This window comes from Promicromonospora sp. NPDC060271 (genome assembly GCF_042726755.1).
In the GTDB taxonomy this organism is placed as follows: domain Bacteria; phylum Actinomycetota; class Actinomycetes; order Actinomycetales; family Cellulomonadaceae; genus Promicromonospora.
In genome coordinates this window covers 1-14,731 of sequence record NZ_JBHXBG010000135.1, presented here as the reverse complement: position 1 = coordinate 14,731, position 14,731 = coordinate 1, and the positions used below count along the sequence as shown (strand labels likewise).

14 protein-coding genes are annotated in these 14,731 nt (G+C 71.5%); 5 read left to right on the top strand and 9 right to left on the bottom strand.

Features of this window, described 5'->3' with window-relative positions:
* Nucleotides 1-53: 53 nt before the first annotated feature.
* The 6 genes from ACFWE2_RS18830 to ACFWE2_RS18805 form a co-directional block, all read right to left on the bottom strand.
* A complete protein-coding gene (locus tag ACFWE2_RS18830) occupies nucleotides 54-521 on the bottom strand; it encodes a hypothetical protein (RefSeq protein WP_377225747.1) in 468 nt (155 codons plus the stop codon).
* 211 nt (nucleotides 522-732) lie between these two features.
* Nucleotides 733-1,137 carry an SHOCT domain-containing protein gene (locus ACFWE2_RS18825; protein WP_377225746.1) on the bottom strand — a complete coding sequence of 135 codons (405 nt, stop codon included), beginning with the start codon at nucleotides 1,135-1,137 and terminating at the stop codon, nucleotides 733-735.
* 146 nt (nucleotides 1,138-1,283) lie between these two features.
* Nucleotides 1,284-1,949, bottom strand: a complete 666-nt coding sequence (locus ACFWE2_RS18820) for a response regulator (protein WP_377225745.1) — start codon at nucleotides 1,947-1,949, stop codon at nucleotides 1,284-1,286.
* Complete coding sequence (locus tag ACFWE2_RS18815) at nucleotides 1,946-3,424, bottom strand: sensor histidine kinase (protein ID WP_377225744.1); 1,479 nt, start codon at nucleotides 3,422-3,424, stop codon at nucleotides 1,946-1,948. The genes ACFWE2_RS18820 and ACFWE2_RS18815 overlap by 4 nt, the downstream gene beginning before the upstream one ends.
* Nucleotides 3,425-3,598: 174 nt before the next feature.
* Nucleotides 3,599-4,834: an amidohydrolase gene (locus ACFWE2_RS18810; RefSeq protein WP_377225743.1), complete on the bottom strand. Its 1,236-nt coding sequence runs from the start codon at nucleotides 4,832-4,834 to the stop codon at nucleotides 3,599-3,601.
* Nucleotides 4,835-4,909: 75 nt separating this feature from the next.
* Nucleotides 4,910-5,206: a DUF4287 domain-containing protein gene (locus ACFWE2_RS18805; protein WP_377225742.1), complete on the bottom strand. Its 297-nt coding sequence runs from the start codon at nucleotides 5,204-5,206 to the stop codon at nucleotides 4,910-4,912.
* Between the two features lie 151 nt (nucleotides 5,207-5,357).
* Between ACFWE2_RS18805 and ACFWE2_RS18800 the strand changes: the two genes are divergently transcribed.
* From ACFWE2_RS18800 to ACFWE2_RS18785, 4 genes are all read left to right on the top strand, one after another.
* Entirely contained in the window at nucleotides 5,358-5,726 is a 369-nt protein-coding gene (locus tag ACFWE2_RS18800; RefSeq protein WP_377225741.1) for a type II toxin-antitoxin system RelE/ParE family toxin, read from the top strand.
* A gap of 8 nt (nucleotides 5,727-5,734) precedes the next feature.
* Complete coding sequence (locus tag ACFWE2_RS18795) at nucleotides 5,735-6,040, top strand: helix-turn-helix domain-containing protein (RefSeq protein ID WP_377225740.1); 306 nt, start codon at nucleotides 5,735-5,737, stop codon at nucleotides 6,038-6,040.
* Between the two features lie 86 nt (nucleotides 6,041-6,126).
* Nucleotides 6,127-8,193, top strand: a complete 2,067-nt coding sequence (locus tag ACFWE2_RS18790; RefSeq protein ID WP_377225739.1) for an NAD(+) synthase — start codon at nucleotides 6,127-6,129, stop codon at nucleotides 8,191-8,193.
* 92 nt (nucleotides 8,194-8,285) lie between these two features.
* A complete protein-coding gene (locus ACFWE2_RS18785; RefSeq protein ID WP_377225738.1) occupies nucleotides 8,286-9,032 on the top strand; it encodes a copper resistance protein CopC in 747 nt (248 codons plus the stop codon).
* Between the two features lie 6 nt (nucleotides 9,033-9,038).
* Here ACFWE2_RS18785 and ACFWE2_RS18780 read toward each other — a convergent pair whose 3' ends face one another.
* Nucleotides 9,039-10,535, bottom strand: a complete 1,497-nt coding sequence (locus ACFWE2_RS18780; RefSeq protein ID WP_377225737.1) for an MFS transporter — start codon at nucleotides 10,533-10,535, stop codon at nucleotides 9,039-9,041.
* A gap of 274 nt (nucleotides 10,536-10,809) precedes the next feature.
* Between ACFWE2_RS18780 and ACFWE2_RS18775 the strand changes: the two genes are divergently transcribed.
* Nucleotides 10,810-11,091 (top strand): HU family DNA-binding protein, encoded by a 282-nt coding sequence (locus ACFWE2_RS18775; RefSeq protein WP_116673175.1) that lies wholly within the window; start codon nucleotides 10,810-10,812, stop codon nucleotides 11,089-11,091.
* Nucleotides 11,092-11,207: 116 nt separating this feature from the next.
* Here ACFWE2_RS18775 and ACFWE2_RS18770 read toward each other — a convergent pair whose 3' ends face one another.
* Nucleotides 11,208-13,751 carry a YbhN family protein gene (locus ACFWE2_RS18770; protein WP_377225736.1) on the bottom strand — a complete coding sequence of 848 codons (2,544 nt, stop codon included), beginning with the start codon at nucleotides 13,749-13,751 and terminating at the stop codon, nucleotides 11,208-11,210.
* Between the two features lie 129 nt (nucleotides 13,752-13,880).
* Nucleotides 13,881-14,699 carry a CPBP family intramembrane glutamic endopeptidase gene (locus ACFWE2_RS18765; RefSeq protein WP_377225748.1) on the bottom strand — a complete coding sequence of 273 codons (819 nt, stop codon included), beginning with the start codon at nucleotides 14,697-14,699 and terminating at the stop codon, nucleotides 13,881-13,883.
* Nucleotides 14,700-14,731: the final 32 nt, after the last annotated feature.

The following is a 14,731-nucleotide window of genomic DNA, read 5'->3' as shown; positions in this document are numbered from 1 at the left end:
CTGATGACGTCAGGGAGAGCCGGACAGGCGCTCTACTTCGCGGATTCAGGCGGTCAGCCCTTGAAGCCGCCTTCCTTGCATGCGGTGTCGTAGTTCTTGATGGCCGTCTCGACGGCCTTGGGGCGGGCGATGGAGCCGTCGAGCGCCTGGTCGAACGGTGCGCGGACCGCCTCGAGGTGGGCGATGCTCACTTCGTCGGCCTTGCCGATGATGTCGCCGAGGTTCCTGCTGACGCTGCTGAACTTGCCCGTGAGGTCCTCGTTGAGCGGCGCCTGGACGTAGCGCCCGAGCTCCTCGACGTTCCCCACGATCGGCCCGGTGAAGAACACCCTGCACGACTCGACGAGGTCGTACTCGCCGGTGCTGATCGGGGCCTTGGCGACGGGCGACGGCACGACCGGCGTGACCTCTTCGCCAGAGGGTGCGAAGTCGCTGGCCATGCTCTCGAGGGCCGCGCATCCGGACAGCAGTAGCGCACAGGAGACCAGTGCGGCCGTCGCCCAGTTCTTGCTGGTGCTCACGATCTACTTCCCTCACGTCATCGGGTCAGACGAGTGCGTTCGGTCGCACTCGCCCGCGAGTCTAGCGGCACAGCCGCAACAGAAGGCCAATCGTTGCCGTCGTGACGAGCTGGGGTCCCGGCACCCCGGCGTCGGGCGGACGGCCGGGCACGCACTCGGCGCCCAGGTCACCGAAGTGGCCTGGGCGCCGAGGGTCGCGCGGGGCGGTTCGTCAGCGGTTGTCGTCCGCCGGCGGCTGGTCCTGCGGCGTCGAGGCCGTCGGAGGCACGTCGGGAGCCGTAGGTCCGGCGTTCGGGCCCGCGCTCGGCGGAGCGGTCGGGTACGGCTCCGCCGAGCGGAGCACGGTGAGCCGGGAACGGTACTCGGCCTCGTCGATCTCCCCGCGAGCGAAACGGGTACCCAGCAGCGTCACCGGGTCGGTGCCCGCCGCGGCGTGCGCCGCCCACGGACCGCCCCATCCGCCGCGCGGGCCGCGCCGGGCACGCCGGGCGATCAGGAAGATCACCGTCGCGAACAGCAGGAACCACAGGAGCGGGAAGATGAAGAAGAACGGGCCGGGTCCGCCCCAGCCGTAGTGGGGCCCGTTGGCGAGGACCTCCGTCGTCGCGGTGAGCATGTCGACCTCCAGCAGTCGGTTCGGCCGGTCGTTCCGGCCATGACACCAGGCTGCCGCCGTCCGACGCCGGGGTCGTCAGCCCCGCGTACCTGCTCCCCTACACCCGTGGTGCCGTCGGACCGCTACGACATCGGCCCGTCGCCCCGTCAGCCGCTCCATCCGGGGCGCACGAGGCCCGCCTCGTACGCGAGCACCACGAGCTGCGCACGGTCGCGCGAACGGGTCTTCATGAGCACCCGGGAGACGTGCGTCTTCACCGTCGACTCGGAGAGGTACAGCTTGCCGGCGATCTCGTCGTTCGCCAGCCCGCCGGCCACCTCGACGAGCACCTCGCGCTCACGCGGCGTGAGCTCCGCGAGCGCGGGCACCGGCCGGACGCTGCGCGTGGCCTCCGCGACCTTGGCCAGCAGCCGCCGCGTCACCGTCGGGGACAGGAGCGCGTTGCCCGACGCCGCCACGCGCACCGCCCGCACCAGCTCGGCCGGCTCGGTGTCCTTGACGAGGAACCCCGAGGCGCCGGCACGGATGGCCTCCGTGACGTACTCGTCGAGCTCGAACGTCGTCACGACGACCACGTGGACGCCTGCCGCCCGTGGCTCGGCGATGATCCGCCGCGTCGCCTCCAGTCCGTCCAGGCCTGGCATGCGGATGTCCATGAGCACAACCTGGGGCAGGTGCTCGAGGGTGAGCGCCACCGCGGCGTCGCCGGTCGCGGCCTGGGCGACCACGCGCATGTCGTCCTCGGAGTCGATGAGCGCGCGGAACCCGCCGCGTACGAGGGCCTGGTCGTCGGCGAGCAGGACGTCGATCATGCGGTGTCTCCGGTCTCGGTTCGGTCTGACGGCGGGGTCGAGGCAGGTGCTTCGGTGGTCGAGCCGGTCGAAGCCCGGGGCCAGCCCTCGGGCACCGGGAGCCTGGCACGGACCTCCCACCCGGCGCCGTCCCCGCGGGGTCCGGCGGTGAGCGTCCCGCCGGCACCCTCCACCCGTTCGCGCATCCCGAGGAGCCCGTAGCCGGGCTCGACCGGTCCTCCCGTCGGGACGCCGTCGTCGGCCACCACCACCTCGACGCCGTCGTGCCTGGTGACCCGCAGGGTCACCCGACGGGCCGATGGCGCATGCCTGCGCACGTTGGTCAGCGACTCCTGCACCACGCGGTGCACGATGCCGACGACGTGGTCGGGCAGGCCGCTGACGGAGGCCGCGAGCTCGACGGTGACGTCGAGGCCCTCTGCCCTGGCCTGGCCGGCCAGGGCGTGCAGCCCGGTGAGGTCCCAGGTGGGGGTGAGCGGGGCGGCGTCGCCCAGCCCCATCGGCAGCCTCGCTTCGCCGCCGGGGCCGATGGAGGCCCCGATGGTGACTCCGTCGTCGGGCAGCGTGCCCCGGGCGGACGGGGAGGTGCCCTCGCGGACGATGCCCAGCACCGTGCGGACCTCCGCGAGGGCGTCCTTGCTAGTGTCACGGATGTTGGACAACGCCTCCCTGGCCTGCCCGGGGTTTTTCTCGAGCAGGTGCAGGCCCACCCCGGCCTGGACGTTGATGGCGGACAGGGAGTGGGCGAGGACGTCGTGCAGCTCCCGCGCGATCCGCAGCCGCTCGGAGGCGACGGCGGTGCGCTCCCGCTCCGCCGCGGTGGCCCGCGCCGCGGCGCGCGCCGCCACACGTCGCGTGATCCGGTCCCGCGCGCCGCTCGCGATCAGCAGCACGACGGCCAGCCAGGCGGCTGCCGCGACGAGCGACCCCGGGCTCAGCAACCAGCCGCCGTCGTCGGCGTTCCAGCCCGGGCCGTGACCAGGGCCCCACTCGCTGTGCGGAGGTCGTGGCTCGTCGGTCAGGGCCTGTTCGACGCGCGGTGCGATGAGCGAGGCTACGGCGCTGACACCCCCGGCGAGCAGGGCGGCGCCCGACCACGCGATCAGGCGGGCCCGGCGTGCGTCGCCGCTGAGCATGATGCCCGCGAGGACGGCGACCGGTCCGAGGAAGACAGGTCCCCACGGATAGCCGAGCAGCAGGAACGTGACGGTCGCCGCGACGGACAGCACGGCGGCGAGTGCGGGGCGCCAGGGCAGCAGGAACAGCAGCGTTGCCGGCGCGACCAGCAGCAGGAGGAACCCGACGAGACCGGGTTCCGAGGCCCAGGCCTGGCCGCGCGCGGCGCCGAGCGAACCCAGGTTGGTGGCGAACACCACCGCGACCGCGACGAACACGCGTGGTCGCGTGCGGTCGAACGGTCCGGGGGCGGACAGGTCCGCGGCGGCGTCGATCTTCGGACGGATGGTGCCCAGCATGCTCGAACGCTACGCCGCGCCGCTGCCCGCCGCGTCGCCCCGAGGTGCCGCCGCAAATGGTCCCGGGGTGCCACCCTCCGGCCCGCCCTGCCCGTGTGATCGGCAAAAGGTCAGGAGATCGGCACCTCGGACTGCCGAACTTCTGACCTTTTGCCGATCACACGGGCTGGACGGTCAGGCGAAGCGGGACGCGCGCTCCAGCACGCGGCCCGCGCCGCGCCCGCCGTCGGCGGCCGGGTCCCAGGTGTAGACCTCGGTGCCGGTGATGAAGACGTGCTCGGCCCTGGAGTCGGTGTCGAGCGGGTCGCCGGACCACAGCACGACGTCGCCGTCGAGCCCTTCCTTGATGGCGCCCACCCGGTCGTCCAGGCCGAGGAACGACGCCGGGTTGGTCGTGATCGCAGCCAGGGCGGTCTCGCGCGGCAGTCCGTCGCGGGCCGCGAACGACGCCTGGTGCACCAGGAAGTTGATGGGGATCACCGGGTGGTCGGTGGTGATCGCGACGCGCACGCCGGCCGCCGCCATCACCGCGATGTTGCGGTTCGCGCGCTGCCGCACCTCGACCTTGGACCGGGAGACGAACATCGGGCCGTAGATCACCGGGATGTTCTTCTCGGCGAGGACGTCGGCGATGAGGTGTCCCTCGGTGCCGTGGTTGATGACGAGCCGGTAGCCGAACTCCTCCGACAGCCGGATGGCCGTCGCGATGTCGTCGGCACGGTGCGTGTGCTGGTCCCAGGCGAGCTCGCCGGCGAGGACGCGCGCCAGCGTCTCCTTGCCGAGGTCCCGCTCGAACGGCTTGCCCTCGGCCGCGGCGGCGTCCCGCTTCGCCACGTAGTTCTGGGCGTCGACGAATGCCGAACGGATCACGTTGGCGACACCCAGGCGGGTCGACGGGAGCTGCTCCCTGTCGCCGTAGACCCGCTTCGGGTTCTCGCCGAGCGCGCTCTTGACCGACACCGCGTCGCTGATGACCTGCTCGTCCACCGTGCGGCCGCCCCAGGTCTTGATCGCGACGGTCTGCCCGCCGATCGGGTTGCCCGAGCCGGGCTTGACGACCGCCGTCGTCACGCCGCCGGCGAGCGCGTCGCGGAAGCCGTCCTCGTCCACCTGGATGGCGTCGAGCGCGCGGAACGCGGACCCGTTCGGGTCCGTCATCTCGTTCGTGTCGTTGCCGGCCCAGCCTTCGCCCTCCTCGTGGACGCCGAGGTGGCCGTGCCCCTCGACGAACCCGGGCAGGAGCCACCTGCCCTCGGCGTCGATCGTGCGGATGCCGTCGGGTACTGCCACGTCCGGCCCGACGGCGGTGATGACGCCGTCCTCGATGAGGACGGTTCCGCCCTCGATGACCGCGGAGGCGACGGGGACGACGTGGGCGTTGACGATGGCGATGCTGGAGCGGGTTGTCATGGGTACATCATTACCGGGAGTAACGACGTGTCCGGACACACACCGGGTCGAGGCGGGCGGCCGTCCCGGCGGGCGTCAGCCCGTGGTCGCCGGGTTGGTCGCCTTCCCGTCGAGCCAGAGCGTGTCGGACTCGTCGCGGTGCGGGCCCGAGGTGCCCACGTGCTTCGTGCTGATCCGTGGCCCCTTGGTGATGACGTGGACCATGGCCATGCCGTGCCCGCGGCCCAGGCCGTAGTCCTCCTTGAGCCACTCGAGGATCGGGGTCGCCTTGGTGGACGCGTCGAACCCGCGCTCCTCTGCGAGCTTGATGAGCTCACGGGGCGTGTGCCCGGTCTTGGTCTCGACGGCGTCGAGGTAGGCCTGGAATGACATGAGCGGTCTCTTTCGCTGAGGGCGGTGCCGGTCGGCACCACGTTCTAGCAGGACGGACGCCACTGGCGGCCGGGACTCATCGGTGAGCGGGAAAGCGTGACAGATGTGCGTTCGCCGTGCGAACATGTATACCGATAACTAAACTCGCAGCATGGCGGACGAGGAATGGAGCATCTACGTCGTGGACGAGGTGCGCGAGTGGATCTACGGTCTCGACGAGACTGCGCGCGACCGAGTCGCCCAGGCGATCGACGTCCTGGCGGAACGTGGGCCGCGACTGGGGCGGCCATTGGTCGACACCATCCAGCACTCCTCGATCGCGAACCTCAAGGAACTTCGACCAGGTGATGCACGGCTGCTCTTCGTCTTCGATCCGTGGCGGTCAGCGATCTTCCTGGTCGCCGGCGACAAGTCCGGACGGTGGAGAGAGTGGTACGTCGAGGCGATCCCGCTGGCCGAAGAGCGATATCAGAAGTACTTGAGCCGACGCGCTGAAGAAGAAGGGCAAGGTGCATCGTGACTGGTTACGTGCGGTGGACAGATATCCGAGGCGATCTCGTCGAGAAGGCCGGCGGCGAGGAGGCCTTCGAGCGTGGCAAGCGGGAGCTTCTGGCGGAGGTTACTGGATACCGGCTCGCCGAGCTGCGCAAGAAGCGGCGCATGACACAGCAAGAGGTAGCCGACCGGATGGGCGTCACCAAGGGACGGGTGTCGCAGATCGAGAAGGGCAAGATCTCCGGTCAGGAGGTGCTTGTCCGCTACGCGAGGGCTCTGGGCGGCGAGCTCCAGCAGGCGATCGTCTTCGAGGACGGCGATATCGCAGGCATCGCGTGAGGTGAGCGCGCCGCAGGCCGTCCGGACCAGCACGCGTCGACCGCTGCTGACACGGCCATCGCTGCCCGCCTCCCTAGACTCGAACCGTGGACTTCTACAACGCCTATGCCCACGGGTTCGCCCGGGTGGCGGCCTGCACCATCCCCGTCGCCGTCGCCGACCCCGCTGCGAACGCCGCGACGGTCCTGGACCAGGCCCGGCAGCTCAACGCCGACGGCGTGGCGGTAGCCGTGTTCCCCGAGCTCTGCCTGAGCGGCTACGCGATCGACGACCTGTTCATGCAGGACGTCCTCCTCGAGTCGGTGCTCGACGCGCTCGCCGCCATCCGGCAGGCCAGCCTCGAGCTCAGCACGATGCTCGTCGTCGGCGCGCCGCTGCTGGTCGGCAGCCGCCTGCTGAACACCGCCGTCGTCGTGCACAGGGGCCGGATCCTCGGCGTCGCGCCCAAGTCCTATCTGCCGAACTACCGCGAGTTCTACGAGAAGCGGCAGTTCGCGTCCGGCGACGAGCACCGCGGCACGTTCACCCTGCTCGGCGAGGAGGTGCCGATCGGGGCCGACCTGATCTTCCGGGCCGACGACGTGCGCGGCCTCGCCGTCCACGTCGAGGTCTGCGAGGACATGTGGGTGCCCGTGCCGCCGAGCGCGCTGGCGGCGCTCGCGGGCGCGACCGTCCTGCTCAACCTGTCCGCGAGCCCCGTCACCGTGGCGCGTGCCGAGGACCGCCGCCTGGTCGTACGCAGTGCGAGCTACCGCTGCAGCGCCGCCTACGTCTACACGGCGGCCGGCCAGGGCGAGTCCAGCACCGACCTGTCGTGGGACGGCCAGACCATGGTCTACGAGGCGGGGGACCTGCTCGGCGAGACCGAGCGCTTCCCCGACGGCGCCCGCGCCACCGTGGTCGACGTCGACCTGGACCGCCTGCGGCAGGAGCGGCTGCGGCAGGGCACGTTCGACGACAACCGGCGCGGGCTGGGGATGGTCGCGCCTGGCACGAGCGGTGACGAGTTCCGCGAGGTCACGTTCAGCGTCCAGCCGCCGCAGGGCGACATCGGGCTGCGGCGCAAGGTCGACCGCTTCCCCTTCGTGCCCGACGACGCCGAGCGCCTGGCCCTCGACTGCTACGAGGCCTACAACATCCAGGTCACGGGGCTCGAGCAGCGGTTGCGCGCCATCGGGCAGCCGAAGGTCGTGATCGGCGTGAGCGGCGGGCTCGACTCGACGCACGCGCTGATCGTCGCGGCCAAGGCCATGGACCGGCTCGGTAGGCCGCGCAGCGACATCCATGCCTTCACGATGCCGGGCTTCGCCACGGGCAAGGAGACCAAGGACCGGGCGATCCGGCTCGCCGAGGCGCTCGGCGTGACGTTCCAGGAGCTCGACATCCGGCCCGCCGCCGAGCAGATGCTGCGGGACCTGGACCACCCGTTCTCCGAGGGAGCCAAGCAGTACGACGTGACCTTCGAGAACGTCCAGGCCGGCCTGCGCACCGACTACCTGTTCCGGCTCGCGAACCACCGCGGCGGCATAGTGCTCGGCACGGGCGACCTCTCCGAGCTGGCACTCGGCTGGTGCACGTACGGCGTCGGCGACCAGATGTCGCACTACGGCGTGAACGCGGGCGTGCCGAAGACGCTGATCCAGCACCTCATCCGCTGGACCGTCGACTCCGGCCAGTTCGCGCCGGACGCGAACAGCCCGGTCAACGCCGTCCTTACGGAGATCGTGGAGCAGGAGATCACCCCTGAGCTGATCCCCACCGAGGAGGGTGAGACACCGCAGTCCACCGAGGCGACGGTCGGCCCGTACGCGCTGCAGGACTTCACGCTGTTCCACGTGCTGCGCTACGGCTTCCGCCCGTCGAAGATCGCGTTCCTGGCCTGGCACGCCTGGCACGCGGTGGACGACGGCGACTGGCCGCCCGGCTTCCCCGCCGCGCGGCGCACCGCCTACGACCTGGCGACGATCCGGCGCTGGCTGGAGGTGTTCGTGCGCAGGTTCTTCGCCTCGCAGTTCAAGCGGTCGGCCCTGCCGAACGGTCCGAAGGTGTCCCCTGGTGGCACCATGTCGCCCCGCGGCGACTGGCGGATGCCCTCGGACGCGTCGGCGGCGGCATGGCTGGCGGAGCTGACGAAGAACGTTCCGGAAGGCTGACCAGTCCTGCTGTGGGCGTGATTCTTACGCCCACGACGGACAGCCCGTCGTGGGCGGCCGCGCTCACGACGGCGGCGGGTAGTGTGCCTCGTATGCCTGCTGTCTCCGTTGCCCTGGCTCGGCCCGGTAGCCGTCGCCTCGTCCGCGTCATCACCGTGTTCGCGGCCGTCCTCACCTTCGCGGCCCTCCTGCTGGTGGCCGGTCCGGCGAGCGCTCACGACCAGCTCCTGTCGTCCGACCCGAAGGACGGCGCGACGCTCGACGAGCACCCGGCGAGCATCTCGCTCACCTTCAGCTCGGCACCGCTCGACACGGGGATCGAGGTCGTCCTGGTCGGCCCGGACGGCGTCACCGCGCAGGGCCAGGACATCCAGGTCGACGACAAGGTCGTGACCGCGCAGCTCACGGACGACCTGCCCGCCGGCCGGTACGACGTCGCATGGCATGTCGTCTCCTCCGACGGCCACCCGATCGACGGTGAGTTCAGCTACGAGGTGGAGGCTGCGGCCGAACCCACGGCGTCCCCCAGCGGCGAGGTCACCGGAGAGCCCGAGGCGTCCACGCAGGAGGCCGAGCCGACCGAGGACGCGACGCCGGACCCCGCTGCCGAGCCGACCGGACCCACCGAGCTGGCCGGTGCCGGCAACGGCGCCGGTACCAGCGGGCTGGCCGTGACCGGCGGGATCGTCGCGGCGGTGCTCGTCGTGCTGGGGCTGGTGGTCATCATGCGGCGCAAGCTCCTCGAGAACGACCGGCTGCGGGGGTCCGGCGACCACGACCCCGAGGACCCGGACGACGGGAAGCCCAACACCAACCCGGACGGCAAGCCGCGCGTCTGACCAGCCCTACTTCGCGGATGACGGGTTCGGGGCGCGGAGGAGCGCCAGGATCACCGTTACCACGGCGGGTACGAGCAGGACGGCGCCCGCGGTGTTGACGGCCTGGAAACCGCCCCAGGCGAGGAGCGGTCCGGCCAGGGCCGCCGCACCCGCGCCGAAGTAGTTCATCAGCGCGTCGGTCGCGCCCTGCAGCGGCAGCTTGACGTGCGGCTCCACCACGGACGCCAGCACCGCCGACGACGCGATGAGGCACGCCGACCAGCCGAGCCCGAGCAGCACCAGCGCCACCGCCGTGAGCACCTCGGTATCGAGCACCGGGGCGGCGGCGCCGTGCCCTCCGTGCCCGCCCGCGTGCCCGCCGGCACCGGCCTCGGCGTCGGCCACCATCGCCGCGGCCAGGAAACCCAGGACCACCGCGGCGCCTTGCAGCACCAGCCCGCCGACGGCGACCCGCAGCGGGCCGAAGCGATCGGACAGCCACCCGAACACCGGGCTGAACGCGAACATCCCCAGCACGTGCAGGCTGATCACTATGCCGACGAGCTGCAGCGACATCCCGCCGTGCTGCATGTGCACCGGCGTCATGACCATCACCATGATCATCACACCGTGCGCGACGGCGGTGGTCACGACGGCGAACCGTGCCCGCGGGTGCGCCCACGCCCACCGCAGCGCGGTGAAGGCCCCGGTCCGCCGGGGCTCGGCGCGTCCGGCGCTGTCGGCGCGCTTGCCGAGCCGCCCGGCGGCGGTGGTGGCGGCGGTGGTGGCGGCAGCGACCGCGTTGCCCACCGCGTTGCCCACCGGGTCCCGATACAGAGCCGCGAGCACGAGACCGGCCAGCAGGTACGCGACCACCGAGAAGAGATAGGGGCCGCCGAGGGCGGGCACGCCGAACCCGCTGCCCACCACCGCACCGGGGGCCGCGAGGTTGGGCCCGACGACGGAGCCGACCGTTGTGGACCACAGGACCACCGACATCGTCCGGGCGCGCGTACCCGAACCCACGTTGTCCGCCGCCGCGTAGCGGGACTGCAGGTTGGTCGCGTTGGCCACGCCGTAGAGCGTGAGGCCGACGAGCAGCACGACGAGCTGCCCCACGACGGCCGCCGTGACGATGAGCAGCGCACCCACCGTGGAGAGGGCGTAGCCGAGCGACAGCGCCCAGCGGCGTCCGCGCACCTGGGCGAGCGTCGCGAGCGGGATCGAGGCGACGGCGGCGGCGAGCACCCCGACGGCCTGCGCGAGGCCGGCCATGGAGGTGCCGCCGAGGCTCTCGGCGAGCAGCGCACCGACGGCGGCACCGGAGGCGACCCCGACGCCGGCCAGCAGGTTGCTGAACACGAGCACGACCAGGTTGCGGCGCGCGTGCGGGGCGTCAACGGGCGCCGGGGCAGCGGGCTCGGCGTCCTCGGCGGTGTCCCCGGAGACGTCGTCAGGAGGTCCCTGAGAGGTGTTCGCGACGCCTTCGACGGTGGCTGGGAGCTCGTACGGCGGTTTCTCCACGATTTCCTCTCATTGGCGCGGGAGTACTGGAACGGTAGACGGCTATGGGTTGCGGAAGTCATCGGATAGTGCGGGGTGACACTGCTCCAGGAGGCCCGTCACCGTCGTCGTCCACAGGCTCGTACACAGGTTCGCGTCCTCTGAGAGCAGAAAGTTACCCACGACTCGCCGTGGAAGTACCCGTTCTCCGCGAATTCCTGCCGATCTGCTGGCAGTATGGGGCCTCGTCGTCGGGCGGGTACCGCCGCACGACGTGACCGAAGAAGGGAACCGCATGTCGCTCAACAAGTCCGAGCTCGTCTCGGCCATCGCCAGCAAGGCCGAGATCAACAAGACCGAGGCCGAGGCCGCGCTCAACGCCTTCCAGGAGGTGCTGATCGAGTCGCTCGCCAAGGGCGAGGCCGTCAAGGTGACTGGCTTCCTCTCGGCCGAGCGCGTCGAGCGTGCCGCCCGCACGGGTCGCAACCCGCGCACCGGCGAGGAGATCCAGATCCCGGCGAACTTCGGTGTCAAGATCAGCGCCGGCTCGCTGCTGAAGAAGGCCGTCGCGAAGTGACGCTTCGCCGCTGATTTTTATAGCGAGGCGAAGGCCCGGCTCCCAGTACGGGGGTCGGGCCTTCGTGTGTCCGGGTGCGGCGGGTGCCGCTGCGCTGCGGCCGGATGCCGCCGCGCTCAGAGGTCGCCCTTGCGCTCCAGGTACTTCATCGCGAGCCAGCCCATCGGCACGCGGCCCCAGTAGGTGCACAGGCGGTACAGGATGGTCGCGGAGAACGCGATGGTCGCAGGCACGCCCGCGGCCGTCAGACCGGCCGTCAGGGCGCCCTCGACACCACCCAGGCCGCCGGGGGTCGGGATGAGCGCGCCGAGCGCGTTGCCCACGAGGTTGACCAGGGCGATGTCGACCAGCGAGAGCGACTGCCCGAAAGCGGCGAGGCAGCACCACAGGGCGATGATGTAGCCGAGCGTCATGATCAGGTTCCCCGCGACGCCGAGCGCCAGCCGGCCGGGGTGGCTCAGCATCTGGGCCAGCCGGGGCCACACCTGCCGCAGCCGCGGTCCGATGTACGCCATGCCCCACCGCCGGACGGGCGGCACCAGCAGCGTCGCGACGACGACAACGGCTATGCCGGCCAGGGTGATCAGCACGGCGGGTGACGGCAGCTCCACGAGGGCGCCGGACCCCGTGAAGATCGAGAGGGCGACGAGCAGCAGCACCGTGACGACGAACTGCGACACCTGGACCAGCGCGACGGTGGCCACCGCCATCGACATCGACACCCCGCGCTGCGTCAGCAGGCGCAGGTTCAGCGCCGCGGGGCCGATGCCGGCCGGTGCCGCCAGGGCGACGAACGAGCCTGCCGCCGCGGTGCACGTGGCGCGTCCGATCGGCACGCGGGCCGGTGAGAACGCGACGAGCGTGAGACCGGCGCCGAACCAGGTGAGGACGGCGAGCGCGAACGCGACGGCGATCCACCACGGGTTGGCCTCGCGCACGGCCTGCGCGATCTCGTTGAAGTTGATGGTGGTCACGATCACGGCGACCGCGATGATCATCAGCGTCGTGGTGAGCACGGTGCGCGCGCTGAACCGGGAGATGCGCTGCGGCTGCACGCTCGCCTCGGGCAGCCGCTCCACCAGGGCGCCCCGCAGCTCGCCCAGGAGGCCCTTCGCCCGGCGCACCTCCTCGCGGGTGGTCCGCGGCAGGGCTATCGACTGGATCAGGGGCCCGATGGCGGCGATGTCGGCATCGGGCAGCGCCCGGACCGCCGACGCGACGGCGCGCCGGGGACCTACCCGCAGCCCGATGAGCGCGAGCATCTGCACGAGGTCGAGGCGTCGCGAGAGCGGGGGCGACGCGATGTCGCCCTGCTCCCAGCCGGTGATCCACACGTGCGGGGCGCCGTCGGGGTCGCGGTGCGTGAGCAGGACGTCCTGTGTGAGGGCGCGGTGCGTGAGCCCGGCGTCGTGGGCCCGGCGGAGCTGCTTCCAGGCCTCGGCGATGACGTCGTCGTCCACCTCGTCGTCGGGCAGGTCGCGGAGCGACAGCGCCGGGGAGGCGTGCTCGAGGACGAGCGCGATCGAGTCGCCGAACTCGCCGATGCCCAGGAGCCGCGGGGTGCGGACGCCGGCGGCGGTCGCGGCGTAGGACAGGAGGGCGGTGCGCTCGGCGACGGCCTTGAGCGAGATGGCGGCCCTGCCCTCGATCCCGCGCAGGCGCAGGGCCCGCCACAGGCGTGTGATGAGCCCGACGACCTGGCGGTCGCCGTCGAGCACCACGACGTCGCGGCGCACGCCGTCGTCGCAGTAGAGGGCGTACACACGGTTGCCGTCCCCGCGGCTCAGAGCGAGCGCCACCGGGTCGTCGGGCGTGGCGTCCGGTGTGCCGGCCCCGGCGGACGCGGTGGCCTCGTCGCCGGTCGGTACGGGCTGCGCCTGCACCCGGGCCAGCGACGTCGGCACGAAGCCGGCGCGGCGCACGGCGGTCACGAGGTCGGGCCCGTACGCACGCTCGCTGCGCGTGCCCGACACGTACTGCACCGCCGATCCGGCGAGCCGGCCGAGGAGCAGCGCGACGAGCACCCCCGGCAGCGAGACCTGGCCGGTGATCAGCACGATCAGCAGGGCGGCGAACATGAGGTTCCACGAGATGCGGACGGTCCGGCGTCGCGTGGCCGGCCCTGCGACCGTGAGCATCGCCGTCAGGGCGACCGCGTACTCCGGGATGGCCAGCACGTAGCCGGTGCCGCTCTCCCAGACCGACATCCCGCGCACGAGCTCGTCCGAGCCGAGCTGGTGCAGCAGGACGGTGGTGAGGACACCCAGCACCAGGCCGAGGGCTGCGCCGACTATCGACTCGATGATCTGCCTGCCCAGGCGGCGGACCGCAAGCTCGATCAGCACGGCGACGGGGGCGAACATGCTGACCAGCCCCTGCAGCACCGCCACGGGGACGAACAGGATGTCGGCCAGCAGGTCGTTGAAGCTCCGGACGTCCTCGGTGACGCCCTCCGTCGTGCCGTGCGCGACCACGGAGAGGATCAGGACGCTCGCCACGCCCAGCGCGCACCCGACCATCCAGACGAGCGCGCGCGGGTGCCGGACACGCTCTTCCGGCGTGTCGACGACGTCGACCAGGTCGGACCCGGCCGGCGCGGTGCGCGGAGCGTCGGACAGGTCGGCACCGGCGCCAACGCGGCCGGTGCTCGAGTTGGACATGTCTCGGATTCTAAGGGCGTTGGGCCGTACATGACCGGAGGAGCGGTCGCGACACCTGTTCTTCCCAGAGCAGGTCAGGGGACAGGTCGGGTCAGGCCGGTGAAGTCCCTCGTACTGCCATGCTCAGGATCAGCGGATCCCCAGGGCCTCGCGCCACTCCGCCGGCACGAGGGCATAGCCGACGAACGCCACGACGTCGAGCAGCGTATGGGCGACGACCAGCGGGAGCACGCGGCGCCGTCCGTCGGTCCCGAACCTCGGCGACGTGTAGAACCACGAGAAGACGACGCCCATCACCACGTTCCCGATGAACGGTCCGATGCCCTGGTACAGGTGGTACGACCCGCGCAGGAGCGAGCTGGCCACGATGAACTTCACACGGTTCCAGCCGAGCTCCCGCGTGCGCTCGTGGAGATAGCCGACGGCGATCACCTCTTCGAGCAGCCCGTTCTGGAACGCGCTGAGCAGCAGCACCGGGACGGTCCACCAGTGGGTGTCCAGGGCGCTGGCCTGCACCTCGACGGTGATGCCGAGCGCACGCCCGAGGACGTAGAACGCGAGTCCCGGGATGCCTATCGCCGCGGCGAGGGCGACGCCCCAGCCGAGGTCGCGGCCCGGCCGGGACCGGTCGAGGCCGAGGCTGCGGACCGCGCTGCGCCCCGGCCCGCTGAGCAGGTACAGCGCCAGGGCCACCGGGACCAGCGCGAAGCCGATGCTCAGGAGCTGGTAGACGAGGTCGAGGTAGGGGCGTTCGGACTGGCTCGCGTTGAGCGTGGCGGTCTGCTCGGCGAGCGGCGTGCCGGCGGTGAGACGCGCAGCGATGTTGACGAGCGCGTAGACCGCCGACTGGCCCAGGCTGAGCCCGAGCACTATCCAGACTTCGGCGGCGACACGACGGTTGGAGAGCACCCGCTCGTTATAGCAGCCATGCCTGAGGCCGACACCCAGCGATGGTCGGCAGAACGTCAGGTGGTCGGCAC